Source organism: Tessaracoccus sp. OH4464_COT-324 (assembly GCF_003932855.1).
Classification (GTDB): domain Bacteria; phylum Actinomycetota; class Actinomycetes; order Propionibacteriales; family Propionibacteriaceae; genus Arachnia.
On sequence record NZ_RQYZ01000008.1, the window covers coordinates 90,720 to 106,191 of the forward strand.

Here is a 15,472-nt window from a genome sequence, read left to right on the forward strand (position 1 = left end):
AGACCCATGTTCCGCGGTTCATTCCGGATGGTGATGCATCGGATAGGACGAATGGGACCCTTGCCATCCTGGTGGCGAGTCAGGCCACCACGTCTCCCTCGTGGACCACGCTGGGGTGGCCGACGACGACGCTACCGGGCGCGACATCCTTCACGACCAGCGCGTTGGCCCCGATCTTCGCGTCATCACCGACCTTGATGGCGCCGATCACTTTGGCTCCCGCGCCGATCAGTACCCGGCTGCCGATGGTGGGATGCCGCTTGAACTTGCCACGCGCACGCCCGCCGAGAGTCACCTGGTGGTACATGAGCACGTCATCACCGACCTCGGCTGTCTCGCCGATCACGACGCCCATCCCGTGGTCGATGAAGAAGCGACGCCCAATCTTCGCTCCTGGGTGGATCTCGATGCCGGTCAGGGCCCGGGCGATCTGCGATATTGCGCGTGCGATGGGCCGGAGTGCGCTCGACTTGTTCCACAGTTTGTGGGCGAGCCGGTAGGCCCAGACCGCGTGCATGCCGGGGTAGAGCAGCGCCACCTCAAGGCGGTTGCGGGCGGCCGGATCGTCGCGCATCGCCGTATCCAGGTCCTCGCGGATCAGGCGCCAGGCCGAGTTCAGGTTCTTGCGGATACTCATGGCCAGAACCTAGTCCACGAGTCCGGAGAAGAGAAGTGTGGACAGGTAGCGTTCGCCGAAGTCGGGCACCACCACGACGATCTTCTTGCCTGCGTTCTCGGGGCGGGCGGCCACCTCGGCGGCAGCCGACAACGCGGCGCCCCCGGAGATCCCGGCCAGAATGCCCTCCTCCTGGGCTGCCCGTCGGGCGAAGTCGAGGGCTTGGTCCAGGTCTCGGGTGAGCACCTCGTCGATGACCTCCCGATCGAGGATGGGGGGCACGAAGTTGGCTCCCAGCCCTTGAATCTTGTGCGGGCCGGCTTTGCCCTCGCTGAGCAGCGGTGAGTCGGCGGGCTCGACGGCGATGATCTGGACCTCAGGCTTTCGGCTCTTGAGCACCTGGCCCACCCCGGAGATGGTTCCTCCGGTACCCACGCCGGCGACGAAGATGTCCACTTGGCCGTCGGTGTCGGCCCAAATCTCCTCTGCGGTGGTTGTGCGATGGACGGCGACGTTGGCCTCGTTCGCGAACTGCCGGGCGAGCACTCCGCCGCGCTCTGCCGCGATCTCCTCGGCCTTCGCCACCGCGCCACGCATGCCTTCGGCGCCCGGGGTCAGCACGAGCTCCGCCCCGTAGGCCCTGAGCAGGGCGCGCCGCTCCACGGACATGGTCTCGGGCATCGCCAGCACCACCCGGTATCCGCGTGCGGCGCCCGCCGCCGCCAGGCCGATGCCGGTGTTGCCGGAGGTGCCCTCGACGATGGTGCCGCCCGGGCGCAGCTCGCCGGAGGCTTCTGCCGCGTCAATGATCGCGACACCGATGCGGTCCTTGACCGAATTGGCCGGGTTGTAGAACTCCAGTTTTGCCGCCACGAGAGCGTTGTCACCAGCTATTCGGTTCAATCGCACGAGCGGCGTCCGGCCGATCAGGGCGGTCGTATCGGGATAGATCTTCATGCCGGTGAAACGCGCAGGCCGGCCCGGATATTCCCGGGCCGCGTCGCCTGGTGCGCAGGGGCTGCGAGAACCGACTCGGATGGGGGCCAATTTGTCCGGTTGAGGGATAGACTCGCCGCATGATCGTCAATCACGAACGCGTGTTAGTCGTTGACTATGGCGCACAGTACGCGCAACTGATCGCTCGGCGGGTGCGCGAGGCAAACGTTTACTCCGAGATCGTCAGCTCCAGGATGAGCGTGACGGAGCTGCTCGCCAAGAAACCTGCCGCCATCATCCTCTCTGGCGGCCCCTCATCGGTGTACGCCGAGGGCGCGCCGCAGGTGGACCCGAAGCTGTTCGAGGCAGGCGTTCCGGTGTTTGGCATCTGCTACGGCTTCCAGGCGATGGCTTCGGCCCTCGGCGGTACCGTCGCACGCACCGGCCAGCGGGAGTACGGCCGTTCCGCGCTTGCCATCCAGACGAACGGCAGGCTGCTCGACTCCATTCCCAACACCATCAACGTCTGGATGAGCCACGGCGACGCGGTCTCCAAGGCCCCGAAGGGTTTCCAGGTGCTGGCCCGCACGGCCGGTGCCCCCGTCGCCGCGTTCGAGAATCGCGATCGCAAGCTTGCCGGCGTGCAGTGGCACCCGGAGGTGCTGCACTCCCAGTGGGGTCAGCAGGTGATCGAGCATTTCCTGTACAAGATCGCGGGTCTCAGCCCCACGTGGACCGCTGACACCATGGTCTCCGACGCCATCACCGCCATCCAGGAGCAGGTGGGGGATCGTCGGGTGCTGTGTGCGCTGTCGGGTGGGGTGGACTCTGCGGTGGCCGCGGCGCTGGTGCAGCGCGCGATCGGCTCGCAGCTCACGTGCGTCTTCGTCGATCACGGTCTCCTGCGGGCCGGCGAGGCGGAGCAGGTCAAGGAGGACTTCGTGCGCGTGACCGGCGTCGATCTGGTGGTGGCCGACGAGAAGCGCCGCTTCCTCGACGCGCTGCGCGGCGTTACCGATCCGGAGGCGAAGCGCAAGATCATCGGCCGTGAGTTCATCCGTACGTTCGAGGCTATCGCCGCTAGGCTGGCGGGGGAGCGCGGCATCGACTTCCTCGTGCAGGGCACGCTTTACCCGGATGTGGTGGAGTCGGGCGGCGGCGAGGGCGCGGCCAACATCAAAAGCCACCACAACGTCGGCGGTCTGCCCGACGATCTGCAGTTCACGCTCATCGAGCCGCTGCGCACCATGTTCAAGGATGAGGTTCGCGCGGTGGGCGCGCAGCTGGGTCTGCCCGAGGCGATGGTGTGGCGGCACCCCTTCCCCGGCCCCGGACTCGGCATTCGCATTATCGGCGAGGTCACCGAGGAACGGCTGGGCATTCTGCGGCAGGCGGATCTGATCGCTCGCGAGGAACTGACGGCAGCCCACCTGGACCGCGAGATCTGGCAGTTCCCGGTGGTGCTGCTGGCCGACGTGCGTTCGGTGGGCGTGCAAGGCGACGGCCGAACCTACGGTTATCCCATCGTGCTGCGCCCAGTGACCAGTGAGGACGCGATGACGGCCGACTGGGCGAGGCTGCCTTACGGTGTGCTGGAGAGGATTTCCACTCGGATCACTAACGAATGCCCCGAGATCAACCGGGTGGTGCTGGACATTACCAGCAAGCCGCCGGGCACCATCGAGTGGGAGTGAGATCGAGCGCCGCCCGCTGCGGCGGCTGATGCTTGGCTGCTTACGGTCGGGCCCCGCAGCGCAAAGTTGGGGCCCGATCGTCCTCGGGTAGTCGAAGGGGCTAACGTATCGATCCATGACCTATCCCGATCAGACGATCGCCCTTGACAAACCCGACGCAGCGGCGGCCGCGCAGCTCGTGGCCTCTTCGGGAATGCTGAAGAAGGCGACGACCCCGACCCTGGCCACGCTGGCCTCGGGGACGTTCGCAGGCCTGATCATTGGGCTGGGTTTCGTCTTCTATACGACGACGCAGGTTGGCGCGTCGGACATGCCGTGGGGGATGGCGAAGACCGTCGGCGGCTTGGTTTTCTCGGGTGCGCTCTTCGTTATCATGGTGCTGGGCCTGGACCTGTTCACTTCCTCGACGATGACCACGCTCCCTCTCGTGGAGGGAAAGCTGGGCCCGCGCAGATTGCTCAGGCATTGGGGGCTGGTCTATTTCTCGAACATGCTGGGCGCCACCTTGCTGGGCGTGCTGATCCTGGGCTCCGGCACACACCGCTACCACGACGGGGAGTGGGGTGCGGTGCTGGTGAAATCGGCCCTCGGGAAGGTGGGTCACACGTGGGTGGAGTCTTTCACGCTGGGCGTGTTGTGCAACCTGCTCGTCTGCATAGCGGTGTGGGTGGGTTTCCACGGTAAGTCCGTTGTCGAGAAGCTCGCCGCAGTGGTTTTTCCCATCCCGATGTTCGTCGCTACCGGCTTCGAGCACTCGGTGGCGAACATGTTCATCGTCCCGACGGCGCTAGCGGCCAAAGCCGAGGCTTCGCCGGAGTTGATGCGGTCCCTCGGCGACGTCCAGTTGGAGGGCCTGACAGTTGAGGCCTACCTGTGGTGGAACCTGCTCCCGGTTACCCTGGGCAACATCGTCGGCGGCGGGCTGTTGGTGGCGCTGGGCATGTGGGCCTGGCAGCGTGGCAAGGCTGGACGGGCGGGAGAGTAGCGGAGGAGCCCGCAACCCAACAGGAGAGAAAGTAAAGGAAGAGGCCAGCGGCCGCCCCTTCCAATTCCAATTCCGAGTCTTCCAGGATGAGTGGTCCGTCAGGGCCTCTTCTGGAGCCAGCCGTAGATCACAAGTACCACGATTGCGCCGATCACTGACGTGACGAGGCCGGTGATGGAGAACACGGCTGCTGGGGTGCTGTCGAGTAGCAGCCGGCCGAGCATCCCACCTACGAAGGAGCCGACGATGCCCAGGGCCGTGGTCTTGACGAAGCCCCCGCCCTGCTTGCCGGGCAGGATCGCCTTGGCGATCGCTCCGCCACAAAAACCGATAACTATGTAAGCCAGAATGTTGAACAGCATGCGTCCAGTGTGCCCGCTCGGGGAGGCCACTTTCAACGTGTGGTACTCGAAGTAGCGAGTTTCGCGGCATCCTGGCGGCTGTTACAGTGGCGGAATGGATTTCTTGCGTTTGGTCCTGCTCTTCGTGCACCTCATCGGGTTCGCCGCCTTGTTCGGCGGGGCCTTCACCCAGATGAAAGGCCCGAAGCGTGTCGTCAACCCGGCGATGTGGCATGGATCGCTCACGATGTTGGTCAGCGGTCTGGCGTTGGTGGCCGTCCGCGAGATCGCGGATCTCGACGTCAACCACGTGAAGATCGCCGTGAAGCTAGTGCTCATGCTCGTGGTGTTTGCCCTTGTGGTGACTCAGCGCAAGAAGGACGATATTGCGCCGGGGATCTTCTTCGCCACGCTCGGCCTCACCGCGGTGAACGCGGCGGTGGCGGTCTTTATCTAGGGTTCGCTCCAACGGCCGCGTCGGGGGAGGCGAACCCGGGGGATCAAAGCAGGTGCCGCCAGGGGCTCAGGAAGACCTCGGTTGCCTTGGCCAACCAGGAGCGCGCTCGCCACTCACCCGGTTTCAGCTCGTAGCAGTTGGACAGGTCCAGTTCGAACAACTCCTCCATGTGCTGAGCGAGGCCGACGTCGGTCACCTCCAGGTTGATCTCGTAGTTGCCGCGAAGGCTCAACGAGTCGAGGTTTGCGGTGCCGATTGTGGACCAGGCGCCATCGATGGTGGCCGTCTTGGAGTGCACCATCGCGTCCTGGTATAGGAAGAGCCGCACCCCGTCGCGCAGTAGTCGACTGTAGTAGCCGCGTGAGAGCCAGTCGGCCACCACATGGTTTGAACGCTCGGGCACGATGATCCGCACGTCCACCCCCCGGTGCACGGCCTGGCGCAGCGCGGCTACTAGGTCGTTGTCGGGGATTAGGTATGCGTGCGTGAGCCAGATTCGCTGTTGGGCGCGGTCGATTGCCTCCAGATACATGTTGCGGATCGGGTAGACCCACGTCTGGGGCACGTTGCGCTGCACGCGCAGTTGGCTGAACCAGGCCCTCCGGGGGCAGTCGGCGATCCTGGGCTGCCTGCGGCGCCGGTTAGCGTTCCAGAAGTCGATGAAGGCATTGTCCAGTTCGGCGACGCTCGGCCCGCGCACCTCGACGTGTGTGTCCCGCCAACCCGTGGCGTATAACGTGCCGACGTTGTAGCCGCCGATGAAGCCGATCCGCCCGTCGATAGTGAGCAGCTTGCGGTGATCCCGTCCCCAATCGCGGCGCATCACTAGCTGCGTCAGTACCGGGAAACGCATGGCCTGCACGCTGTCGGGAAAGGAGTAGAACTTGGGGTTCACCACGAGGTTAGCGAAGCCATCCCAGATGGCGTACACCCGCACCCCGCGCTCGGCCGCGCGGCAAAGCGCCTCCTTGAGCCGACGCCCCCACGCGTCTCCCTTCCAGATGTAGGTCTCGAAATAGACGTGGTGTTCGGCGGAGTCGATCGCCTGGATCATGGCGTGATACAGATCCTTGCCGTAGCTGAAGACACGCACCTCGTCGCGGTCCACCTGTACGGGGATGGGGGGCTTGGTGGGGAAGCGAGTCAGCGAGCGGCGCTTCTTGCGCAGGGATTCCACGAAAGTCAGCCCAAACATGAACGCAAGCTGCGCGACGACGATGCGCAGCGCGAGCCGATAAGCGGTGCGACGCATCCTCTCGAAACGGCTCATGCAGGCAGTCTATTGCGCGAGGTGTACAGAATCGGTCAGCGGGCAACGCTATTGTCTGCACCGTCGGAGAGGAGCAACCATGCATCAGATCAATTGCCCCAACTGCGGTACCGCGTTCAGCGTTGACGAGGTCGGCTACGCAGGAATCCTCAGACAGGTGCGCGATGAGGCGTTTGATCGGGAGGTGACTGAGCGGCTGGCACTGGCTGAGGAGGCGCACCGCGCCCAGCTTGGCCTGGCGGAGAAACGAGTCGCCGAGGAGCTTGCGGCGGAGTCGGCGAAGAAGGACGCTGAGATCGCTGCGCTGTCCGCCCGGCTGGAGAACGCGCAGGTCGTGCAGGATCTGGCGGTGAGCAGGGCGCTGGGCGAGGCCGAGATGGAGCGCGACCGGTTGGCGGAGGAGGTGCGTAGGCTGAGCGCCGAACAGGCCAGCGCTGCTGAGTTGATGCAGGAGCGGCACGCGGCCGAGGTTGAGCGGCTGAAGGTGAACTCCGAACAGGAGGTCGCCAGATTGCGCTCCGAGGCCGAGCGGGCGTCTATCGAGCGCGACCTGGCCCTTAGCCAGGCGGTGGGCGAGGCGGAGCGGGAGCGCGACGAGTTGCGCGGCTTGCTGAAGCAGGCCGAACTGGAGAAGAAATTGGCCGAGCAGAGCCTGAAGGAGCGCTACGAGGCCCAGTTGAAGGACCGCGACGACGCCATCGAGCGGCTTCAGGATCTGAAAGCGAGGCTCTCCACGAAGATGGTGGGCGAGACGCTGGAGGCGCACTGCGAGACGGAGTTCAATCGGCTGCGGGCCACGGCCTTCCCGCTGGCCTATTTCGAGAAAGACACCGACGCCAGCTCGGGCAGCAAAGGCGACTACATCTTCCGCGACCGCGACGCCGCAGGGGTGGAGATCGTGTCGATCATGTTCGAGATGAAGAACGAGAACGAGACCACCGCCACGAAGCGCCGGAATGAGGACTTCTTCAAAGAACTAGATCGGGACCGCACAGAGAAGGGCTGCGAGTACGCGGTGCTGGTGAGCTTGCTTGAAGCCGATAGCGAACTGTACAACGGCGGGATCGTCGACGTGAGCCACCGGTACCCGAAGATGTTTGTGATCCGGCCACAGTTCTTCATCCCGATGATCACCCTGCTACGCAATTCCGGCCTGAAGGCACTCGAATACAAGACCGAGCTGGAGATTATCCGGGCGCAGAACGTCGACATCACCAACTTCGAAAACGAACTGGAGGAGTTCAAGTCGAAGTTCGCCCGCAACTACGAACTTGCCGAGCGGCGCTTCGGGGAAGCGATCAAGGAGATTGACGAGTCCATCAAGCGGCTGCAGAAGGTGAAGGAGGCGCTGCTCGGATCGTCGAGGAACCTTCGGCTGGCCAACGACAAGGCCCAGGGGGTCACGATCAAGCGGCTGACCCGGGGCAACCCGACCATGGCGGCCAAGTTCGCCGAGCTTGAGTCTGGCCAGCCCGAGCTGGAAGGCTGAGCCGTGGGCAGCGGCTAGTCTTGAGGGACCATGAACGAAGAGCTTATGCCCAACCTTGCTGCCGTTTTCGACCCTGCGCGCCTGGCCGAGCCCGACGTCGAGCCTGCGCAAGGAGTGACGGAGGAGGAACTGCTGGCCGGGCTGAACTCGCCGCAGCGCTTGGCCGTGCAGCATTCCCAGGGCCCGGTGTTGGTGGTCGCCGGAGCGGGCTCAGGTAAGACCCGCGTGCTCACCCGACGCATCGCCCACCTGATTAGCTGCCGTGGCGTCCACCCGGGGGCGATCCTGGCGATCACCTTCACCAACAAAGCGGCCGCCGAGATGCGCGAGCGTGTCCTCGAACTGGTCGGTGCCCGGGCACGGCACATGTGGGTGTCGACGTTCCACTCCGCCTGCGTGCGCATCCTGCGCGCCGACATCGACAGGTTCGGCATTACGCGCAGCTTCTCCATCTACGACGACGCGGACGCCAAACGGCTGATGTCCCTCGTGCTGCGCGACCTGGACGCGGACCCGAAGCAGCACCCGGTGCGCACCGTGCTAGGCGACGTCGGGCGGTTCAAAAACGAGCTGATCGATCACGAGACCGCCCAGCAGGAGGCGCAGACCCCGATCCAGCGGCTGCGCGCGGAGGCCTACGGGGAGTACCAGCGTCGCCTCGCCAAGGCCAACGCGCTGGATTTCGACGATCTGATCATGACGACGGTGAACCTGTTCCAGGCATTTCCGGAGGTGCGGGAGAAGTATCGTCGCAGGTTCCGGCACGTGCTCGTCGACGAGTACCAGGACACCAACCATGCGCAGTACGCGCTGATTCGTGAGCTGTGTGGGGAACCCACGCAGGCCGCGGAGGGCGTGCCTACCGTCGAGCCGGCGGAACTCATGGTGGTGGGCGACTCAGACCAGTCGATCTATGCCTTCCGGGGTGCCACGATCCGCAACATCCTCGACTTCGAGGCGGACTTTCCGGGGGCGGACACCATCGTCCTGGACCAGAACTACCGCTCGACCACGAACGTGCTCGACGCGGCGAATGCGGTGATCTCCCGGAATAGCTCTCGGCGCGCCAAGCGGCTGTGGTCCGAGCTGGGCAGGGGGGAGCTGATCACCGGCTGGGTGGCCGACGACGAACACTCTGAGGCGCAGTTCATCGCCGACGAGATCGATCGGCTGCGCGACGCGGGCGAGTCGGGCTACTCGGACACGGCGATCTTCTACCGCACCAACGCGCAGTCTCGGGCCTTGGAGGACGTGCTAATCCGGGTCGGGCTGCCCTACAAAGTGGTGGGCGGGGTGCGCTTCTACGACCGCAAGGAGATTCGCGACGCCGTGGCCTACCTGCGCGCCATCGCGAACCCGGCGGACGACGTCTCGGTCCGGCGCATCCTGAATGTGCCCAAGCGGGGCATCGGCGACCGTGCGGAGGCGGCCGTCAGCTCGCTGGCTGCGGCGGAGCAGATCACGTTCTTCGAGGCCCTGCAGCGCGCCGACGAAGCGCCCCTCGGCGCGCGCAGTCTGAAACCGATCGGGGCATTCGTCGAGCTGATCGAGCGGCATCGTCAGCTCGCACGGGAGGCGCCCGCCGACGAGGTGCTGCTGAGCGTGCTCAGGGAGTCTGGCTACGTGCCCGAACTCCAGGCCAGCTCCGATCCGCAGGACGAGAGTCGGCTGGAAAACCTGGAGGAGTTCGTCAGCGTCGCGGCGGAGTTCGTCGCGAGCGCCAACACGCTGAGCCTCGACGACTCGGCCCTGACCGCGGGGATGCCCGAGCCGGATGATTCGCTCGCGGCTTTCCTGGAACGCATCGCGTTGGTTGCGGATTCCGATCAGGTGCCGGATAAGGACAACGGCGTCGTCACCTTGATGACCCTGCACACCGCGAAGGGGCTGGAATTCGACACCGTCTTCCTGACGGGCATGGAGGAGGGGCTGTTCCCGCATCAGCGGGCGGTGTTCTCGTCCGCCGACGAGTTGGAGGAGGAGCGTCGGCTGGCCTACGTGGGCATCACCCGGGCACGGAAACGGCTCTACCTTTCGCGGGCGGCCACCAGGGTGGTCTTCGGCTCGCCCATGTACAACCCGCCGTCACGCTTCCTGAGCGAGATCCCGGAGAGCGTGCTGGACTGGCGACGCACGGGAGCGGAGACCGCGCAGTCGCGGTGGGCGGCAACCAGCGCCGAGCGCAACCGGGAGACGCGACGCGCGGTGGGCGGGTTCGCCGGGGCGTTGGGCAAGGGCAGCCCTCGGCCGGTTCTGGAGGTGCGCTCCGGCGACCGGGTGGTGCACGCCAAGTTCGGGCTGGGCACGGTGCTTGCGGTGCTGGGGGCGGGGGCCGACGCCAAGGCCGATATCGACTTCGGCTCGCACGGCCTGAAACGTATGAGCCTGAAGCACTCCCCGATGGAGAAACTCTAGGGCCAGTGGCGAATGTACTGTCGGAGCGAGTGGGTCCCGTGATAACCGGCTGAACGCAACCGGCGGGGGCCGCCCGTCGTGGGCGGCCCCCGGCCGGTTGCGGCGACTCAGCGCACGCCGAGCGAGCGGAGGAAGGCCATCGGATCGGAGGCCTGGTAGACGTCGCCCGGGGTGGTGCCGTTCTTGTAGTACTCGAAGTGCAGGTGGGAGCCGTAGGATCGCCCGGTGTTGCCCACATAGCCGATGAGCTGGCCGGGCTTCACGGTGGTTCCGGGGGAGACGACACTGCGCGACATGTGCGCGTACAGGGTGGCCCCCGAGGAGTGCTGGATGACGACGTTGGTGCCCGCCCAGTAGGCGCGGGTGGGGCTGAGGACGACACCGGAGGCGACCGCGTAGATGGGGGTACCCGATGGAGCCGGGAAGTCCTGGCCGGTGTGGTACCTGTGCCACTTGCCGCGCTGCCCGAAGTGGGCACCCACCCGGAAGTTTTCCTTGATCGGCATCGAGCCACCCTTGGTGTTGAGCGCTTGAACTTCTTCGCTGCTCAGGCTCTTCGAACCGGGCTTGGCCTTGGCATCCGTCTTGCTGTCCTTGCCGTTTTTGCCGTCCTTGCCGTCCTTGGAGGCCTGCTTGGCGAGCTTCATGAGCTCGGCGGCCTCCGCGGCCTCCTTCTTGAGCTCGTCCGCCTGCTGAGCGACGCGTTCCAGGTCAGCTTCCAGCAACCGGAGGCGTTCCTCTGCGGTGCCTTCCGCCTCGGCCTCCAGCGCAGCGTCGGCCGCGAGCTCGATCTCCGCCTCCCGCTGGCGGGCGTTCGCGTCCGCAGCAACGGCTGAGACGCCCTCGCGGATCGCGTTACGCGAGACATCCGACGAGCGGTCCACGAAGCCAGCTGCGGCGGCGCGCTCGGCCTCCGCCGGGATGGCGACGTTCGCGCTCAGACCCGGATCGACGTCGGGGGTGTATCGGGCGGTGATTGCGTAGGAGAAGAGGCTGCCGGCAGCCAGCAGCCCGGCCAATCCGGCCGCAACCGAGCGTTTGCTGACGCGGAAAGTGGTCCTGGCGCGCTTGGCGTGCGTAGGCGCCGCCTCCGCGATGGGCTCTAGCTGAGCGTCGTCAGTCATGCCGCGACGGGGTGCTGCACCGTGTGTTGCGCTCAAGTCGGTCTCCTAGATGATCGATGAACCGTGGAAACCTTAGCATTTCTTAGGAAGTTCTCAAACAAGTTTGCGAACATTGTGCCGAGTTCACAGGCTTCACAGTTTCGGGACGTGTCGACGGGCTGGCTGTTGGGCGGGAAAACCGCGGCTCCGGCCGCGGCCGACCCCGCGCGGACAGCATTTCACAGAGTCGGCCATTTTGCGCGGGTTTCCTTAGACTTTCATCGCGCTACCAAGAGTATCTAGTACGGTGGTTCTCGCAACGACGCAACCGACCCCGGAGTCATCAAAGTGGATCTACTGGAATATCAGGCGCGTGACCTGTTCGAGCGCCACGGCGTGCCCGTCCTGCCGGGCCGAATCGCAACCAATCTTGAGGAAGCACGGGAAGCCTACGAGGAACTGGGCGGCGGCACCGTCGTCGTCAAGGCCCAAGTACGCACCGGAGGCCGCGGCAAGGCCGGCGGAGTGAAGCTGGCCAGGACGCCCGAAGAACTCGCCCGGGTAGCCGGACAGATCCTCGGCCTGGATATCAAAGGCCACCAGGTGGAGACGATCATGCTCAGCCCCGGCGCCGAAATCGCAGAGGAGTACTACTTCTCCATCCTCCTCGACCGAGCCACCGGCGGATTCCTCGCGATGTGCAGCAAAGAAGGCGGCGTCGAGATCGAGACCCTGGCCGAGGAACGGCCAGAGGCCCTGGCCAAGATCGGGCTGGACTCATCCGGCATCGACGAGGAGAAGGCCGCCGAAATCCTCACAGCGGCCGGTTTCCCGCTCGACCAACACGACAAGCTGGCCCAGGTGCTGAGCAGGCTCTGGAGCGTGTTCCGCTCTGCTGACGCCACTCTCGTCGAGGTGAATCCGCTGGTGCGCACCGCTTCCGGCTACGTCCTCGCGCTCGACGGGAAGGTCACCGTCGACGACAACGCCGACTTCAGGCACCCCGATCGGGCGCAGTATCAGGAGACCTCCGTCGAGGTGGACCTCGAACGACAAGCGAAGGAACTCGGCTTGAACTATGTGAAGCTCGACGGCGCTGTGGGCGTTATCGGCAACGGCGCAGGCCTGGTGATGAGCACCCTCGACGTTGTCGCGGGCGCCGGCCGGGAATTGCCGGGCCAGCCCAAGCCAGCCAACTTCCTGGACATCGGCGGCGGCGCATCCGCCCAGGTGATGGCCAACGGGCTGCGCATCATCATGAGCGACCCGCAGGTGCGCTCGGTGTTCGTGAACGTCTTCGGCGGCATCACCGCCTGCAACGACGTGGCCAATGGCATCGTTCATGCCCTCGACATTCTGGGAGACGAGGCCAAACTGCCCATCGTCGTTCGCCTCGACGGCAACTCCGTCGAGGTGGGCAAGGCCATCCTGGCCGAGCGAAACCATCCGCTGATCACCGTCAAGACCACCATGGACGAGGCCGCCCACGCCGCGGCCAAACTCGCGAGCGAAGGGAACTGAATCACATGGCAATCTTCATCGACGCCTCGTCCCGGGTGATCGTGCAGGGCATGACCGGTAAGGAGGGCCGCAAGCACACCCAGCGAATGATCATGTCTGGCACCCGAATCGTCGGCGGTGTCACGCCGGGCCGCGGCGGAGAATCCGTCCTGTTCGAGGAGGACCCGGTGCCGGTGTTTGACACGGTTTCGGAGGCCCGCGCCGCCACGGGCGCCAACGTGTCCGTGGTGTTCGTTCCGCCCAGATTCGCCCGAGATGCCGTGCTGGAGGCCGTGGGTGCCGGGGTGGAACTCGTCGTGGTCATCACGGAAGGCATCCCCGTGCACGACACGGTCGAGTTTTATGAGGCGGCCAGGGGCGCAGGAGTCCGGCTTATCGGGCCGAACTGTCCCGGCCTCATCTCGCCCGGCCGGTCGAACGTCGGCATCATCCCCGCGCACATCTCCGGACCGGGCCGTATCGGCCTCGTCTCCAAATCGGGCACCCTCACGTACCAGATGATGTACGAGCTGCGCGATCACGGTTTCTCCACCGCCGTCGGGATCGGCGGCGACCCGGTCGTCGGCACCAGCCATGTCGATGTCCTGCAGGCCTTCCAGGACGACCCGGAGACCGACGTGATCGTGATGATCGGGGAGATCGGTGGCGACGCCGAGGAGCGGGCCGCCGCCTACATCCGCGGGCATATCACCAAGCCGGTTGTCGGCTACGTCGCCGGTTTCACCGCGCCCCCGGGGAAGACGATGGGGCACGCGGGCGCCATCATCACCGGCTCAGCAGGAACCGCCCAGGCGAAGAAGGAAGCACTAGAGGACGTAGGCGTGCGCGTGGGTGAGACCCCCTCGCTAACCGCCCAACTGGTCAGGGACGAACTCGCAAAGCTGCGCGTCCAGGGCTGAGCCTGGCGAAACCCGAGGGGCGGTGGGGACTCCCAGAGCCCCTCGGGCGCCACGCTACTGGCCCAAGCGGGCCTTCGCCCTGAGCGCGACAGAGCCCAGTTGCTCCGGCGTGAATTTGTAGCTGCTGCTGATCGTGGTGAGCAGGTACGCCACCTTGGAGCCCTCAGCGACGACGGAGACCTGGTAGAGCACGCTGCCTCCGTCCACCTCGCGAACGATCTCGAACGAGTTGGCTCCTTCCGGGCCCTCGACCGCCGTGGCTGTGGTGCCTAGCACGCGGCTACCGCAGCCGTTGATCGCGCCGACCAGCTTCTCCGAGAACTCGGTGGCCTGCTCGGCATTCTCGAATGTGAACACCATCTCGTCGAGGCCGAAGTTCTCTGGCCGCAGGTCGTCCTGAGTTAGCAGGTAGGTGGCCTGCAGCCGCTCTGTAGGACCGGCGTCGCTGGCGAGGGTCATGTTCTCGCACCCCGTCCCCCGGCTGGTGAGCGCCACCGGCGGCTTGGTGGTCCAACGCCCGAATCCCGGCCGGATGCGGGGCAGGTCGGAGGGGATGAGCCACCCCGCCGGATCCACCGCGGGAACTGGCGCATCCGCGACGGTGACTTCCCCGGCTTCGCAGCCGACCGAAGCGCACACCTGCTGAGCCGTCCGCTTCAGCGCCGCCGCGGCGTCGGACACGCTTGGGGCGGCCGAGGCGCTGGCCACGTCGACGATGCTGAGCACGTTGCCGGCGCGGTACAGCAGGAGGCTGTGGAAACGTTTGGCCTCGCCCTCGTCCAGCACCGCAATCGCCGTGGCTTCGTCGCCCAACCCGGACACCGAACTCGCGGACAGGATCAGGGTCTGCACCTCGCTGCACGCGGCCAGCGCCTTCGCGCGCTTCTGGTAGGCCTCCTTCGCCACCTGCTCGGAGGGGTAGGAGTCCAGTTGATGCAGCAGTGCCAGTTGGTCGGCCTCGGTGGTGCCGAGGGTACGCTGCAGGGAATCAAGCCGCGCGGTGTCCGAGGACTCCGTGCTCAGGCATGCGGGCCGGGCCGAGTGCTCGGCGAAACTGGTGGTGGTTTTGGCGACGGCCCACGTGGCGTTCGGGGATAGCGCCTTGGCGTCGGCCTCCGCAATCAGGTCGGCTTCGGTGACGCGGGGCAGCCCCTCCGTCGAGGTCTCGCCGAGCGACGGCTCCGCGGACGGTGTCGCAGACCGAGAACTGAAGAAACCGAAAATCCCGGCTCCGGCAGCCAGAATGGCGACCGCGATGGCCGAGGCCACGAACGACTTGGCGTGAGCGACGGCCCACTCCGGCAGCCCTCGCGACTTCCTGCCCTCGACCGTGGCCGACGGCTTGGCCACAGCGGCTGAATCCGCCTCCGGTGGGGTGACAGAACTCAACGCCGAACGACGCGGGTTCGGGCCGGGGCCGTCGAAGAACCCCTCGCCCCGGTTCGGCAGCACGGGCGCTGGAATCATGGGCTTCGGGTCGTCAACCCGATCCACTACGATGGTCTCCTCGTCGTAGCCGACAAAACGAGGGTCGTCCTCCGTGATGTCGGCGGGCAGCATCATCCGACGCGGCCGGTGAGTGGGCGTCGGCGGTGCGCTTGGTGCCGCGTCGGGTCTTGATCCTGTCGAGGCAGGCTGCGCGGTGTCGTCGGCCGAGAAGGCCCGACGGGGGCGCGAAGCGTCATTCGACATTGCTCTCGCCTACCTTCCGAATGGGTTCCATGACATCCTAGGTTACCGAGCTTT

Annotated in this window: 13 protein-coding genes; 7 read left to right on the plus strand and 6 right to left on the minus strand. The window is 65.8% G+C overall.

Features of this window, described 5'->3' with window-relative positions; translation table 11 throughout:
• Positions 1-79: 79 nt before the first annotated feature.
• Positions 80-637, minus strand: coding sequence for a serine O-acetyltransferase (gene cysE, locus EII42_RS06400; protein ID WP_125171278.1), 558 nt, complete (start codon positions 635-637; stop codon positions 80-82).
• A 9-nt stretch (positions 638-646) separates the two neighbouring features.
• Entirely contained in the window at positions 647-1,573 is a 927-nt protein-coding gene (cysK, locus tag EII42_RS06405; RefSeq protein ID WP_125171279.1) for a cysteine synthase A, read from the minus strand.
• 119 nt (positions 1,574-1,692) lie between these two features.
• Between cysK and guaA the strand changes: the two genes are divergently transcribed.
• Together guaA and EII42_RS06415 are read left to right on the plus strand one after the other, a co-directional pair.
• Entirely contained in the window at positions 1,693-3,246 is a 1,554-nt protein-coding gene (guaA, locus tag EII42_RS06410) for a glutamine-hydrolyzing GMP synthase (protein ID WP_125171280.1), read from the plus strand.
• A gap of 115 nt (positions 3,247-3,361) precedes the next feature.
• Positions 3,362-4,231: a formate/nitrite transporter family protein gene (locus tag EII42_RS06415; RefSeq protein ID WP_125171281.1), complete on the plus strand. Its 870-nt coding sequence runs from the start codon at positions 3,362-3,364 to the stop codon at positions 4,229-4,231.
• 98 nt (positions 4,232-4,329) lie between these two features.
• On the opposite strand, the gene EII42_RS06420 is transcribed toward EII42_RS06415, so the two are convergent.
• On the minus strand, positions 4,330-4,593 hold the full coding sequence (locus EII42_RS06420; protein ID WP_125171282.1) for a GlsB/YeaQ/YmgE family stress response membrane protein: 264 nt from the start codon (positions 4,591-4,593) through the stop codon (positions 4,330-4,332).
• A gap of 94 nt (positions 4,594-4,687) precedes the next feature.
• On the opposite strand from EII42_RS06420, the gene EII42_RS06425 reads away from it, so the two are divergent.
• The gene (locus EII42_RS06425) at positions 4,688-5,029 is read left to right on the plus strand and encodes a hypothetical protein (RefSeq protein WP_125171283.1); all 342 of its coding nucleotides are present in this window, start codon (positions 4,688-4,690) and stop codon (positions 5,027-5,029) included.
• A gap of 43 nt (positions 5,030-5,072) precedes the next feature.
• Here the strand turns inward: EII42_RS06425 and EII42_RS06430 are convergent, their stop codons facing one another.
• Positions 5,073-6,299 (minus strand): phosphatidylserine/phosphatidylglycerophosphate/cardiolipin synthase family protein, encoded by a 1,227-nt coding sequence (locus EII42_RS06430; protein WP_125171284.1) that lies wholly within the window; start codon positions 6,297-6,299, stop codon positions 5,073-5,075.
• Between the two features lie 79 nt (positions 6,300-6,378).
• Here EII42_RS06430 and EII42_RS06435 point away from each other — a divergent pair, with 79 nt between their 5' ends.
• Together EII42_RS06435 and pcrA are read left to right on the plus strand one after the other, a co-directional pair.
• Positions 6,379-7,788, plus strand: a complete 1,410-nt coding sequence (locus EII42_RS06435; RefSeq protein WP_125171285.1) for a DUF2130 domain-containing protein — start codon at positions 6,379-6,381, stop codon at positions 7,786-7,788.
• Between the two features lie 30 nt (positions 7,789-7,818).
• Positions 7,819-10,203 (plus strand): DNA helicase PcrA, encoded by a 2,385-nt coding sequence (pcrA, locus tag EII42_RS06440; RefSeq protein WP_125171286.1) that lies wholly within the window; start codon positions 7,819-7,821, stop codon positions 10,201-10,203.
• A 107-nt stretch (positions 10,204-10,310) separates the two neighbouring features.
• Here the strand turns inward: pcrA and EII42_RS06445 are convergent, their stop codons facing one another.
• On the minus strand, positions 10,311-11,327 hold the full coding sequence (locus EII42_RS06445; RefSeq protein ID WP_125171287.1) for a M23 family metallopeptidase: 1,017 nt from the start codon (positions 11,325-11,327) through the stop codon (positions 10,311-10,313).
• A gap of 327 nt (positions 11,328-11,654) precedes the next feature.
• Here EII42_RS06445 and sucC point away from each other — a divergent pair, with 327 nt between their 5' ends.
• Both sucC and sucD read left to right on the plus strand, forming a co-directional pair.
• The gene (sucC, locus tag EII42_RS06450; protein WP_125171288.1) at positions 11,655-12,827 is read left to right on the plus strand and encodes an ADP-forming succinate--CoA ligase subunit beta; all 1,173 of its coding nucleotides are present in this window, start codon (positions 11,655-11,657) and stop codon (positions 12,825-12,827) included.
• A 5-nt stretch (positions 12,828-12,832) separates the two neighbouring features.
• Positions 12,833-13,726 (plus strand): succinate--CoA ligase subunit alpha, encoded by an 894-nt coding sequence (gene sucD / locus EII42_RS06455; protein ID WP_125171289.1) that lies wholly within the window; start codon positions 12,833-12,835, stop codon positions 13,724-13,726.
• 54 nt (positions 13,727-13,780) lie between these two features.
• Here the strand turns inward: sucD and EII42_RS06460 are convergent, their stop codons facing one another.
• On the minus strand, positions 13,781-15,418 hold the full coding sequence (locus tag EII42_RS06460; RefSeq protein WP_125171290.1) for a hypothetical protein: 1,638 nt from the start codon (positions 15,416-15,418) through the stop codon (positions 13,781-13,783).
• Positions 15,419-15,472: the final 54 nt, after the last annotated feature.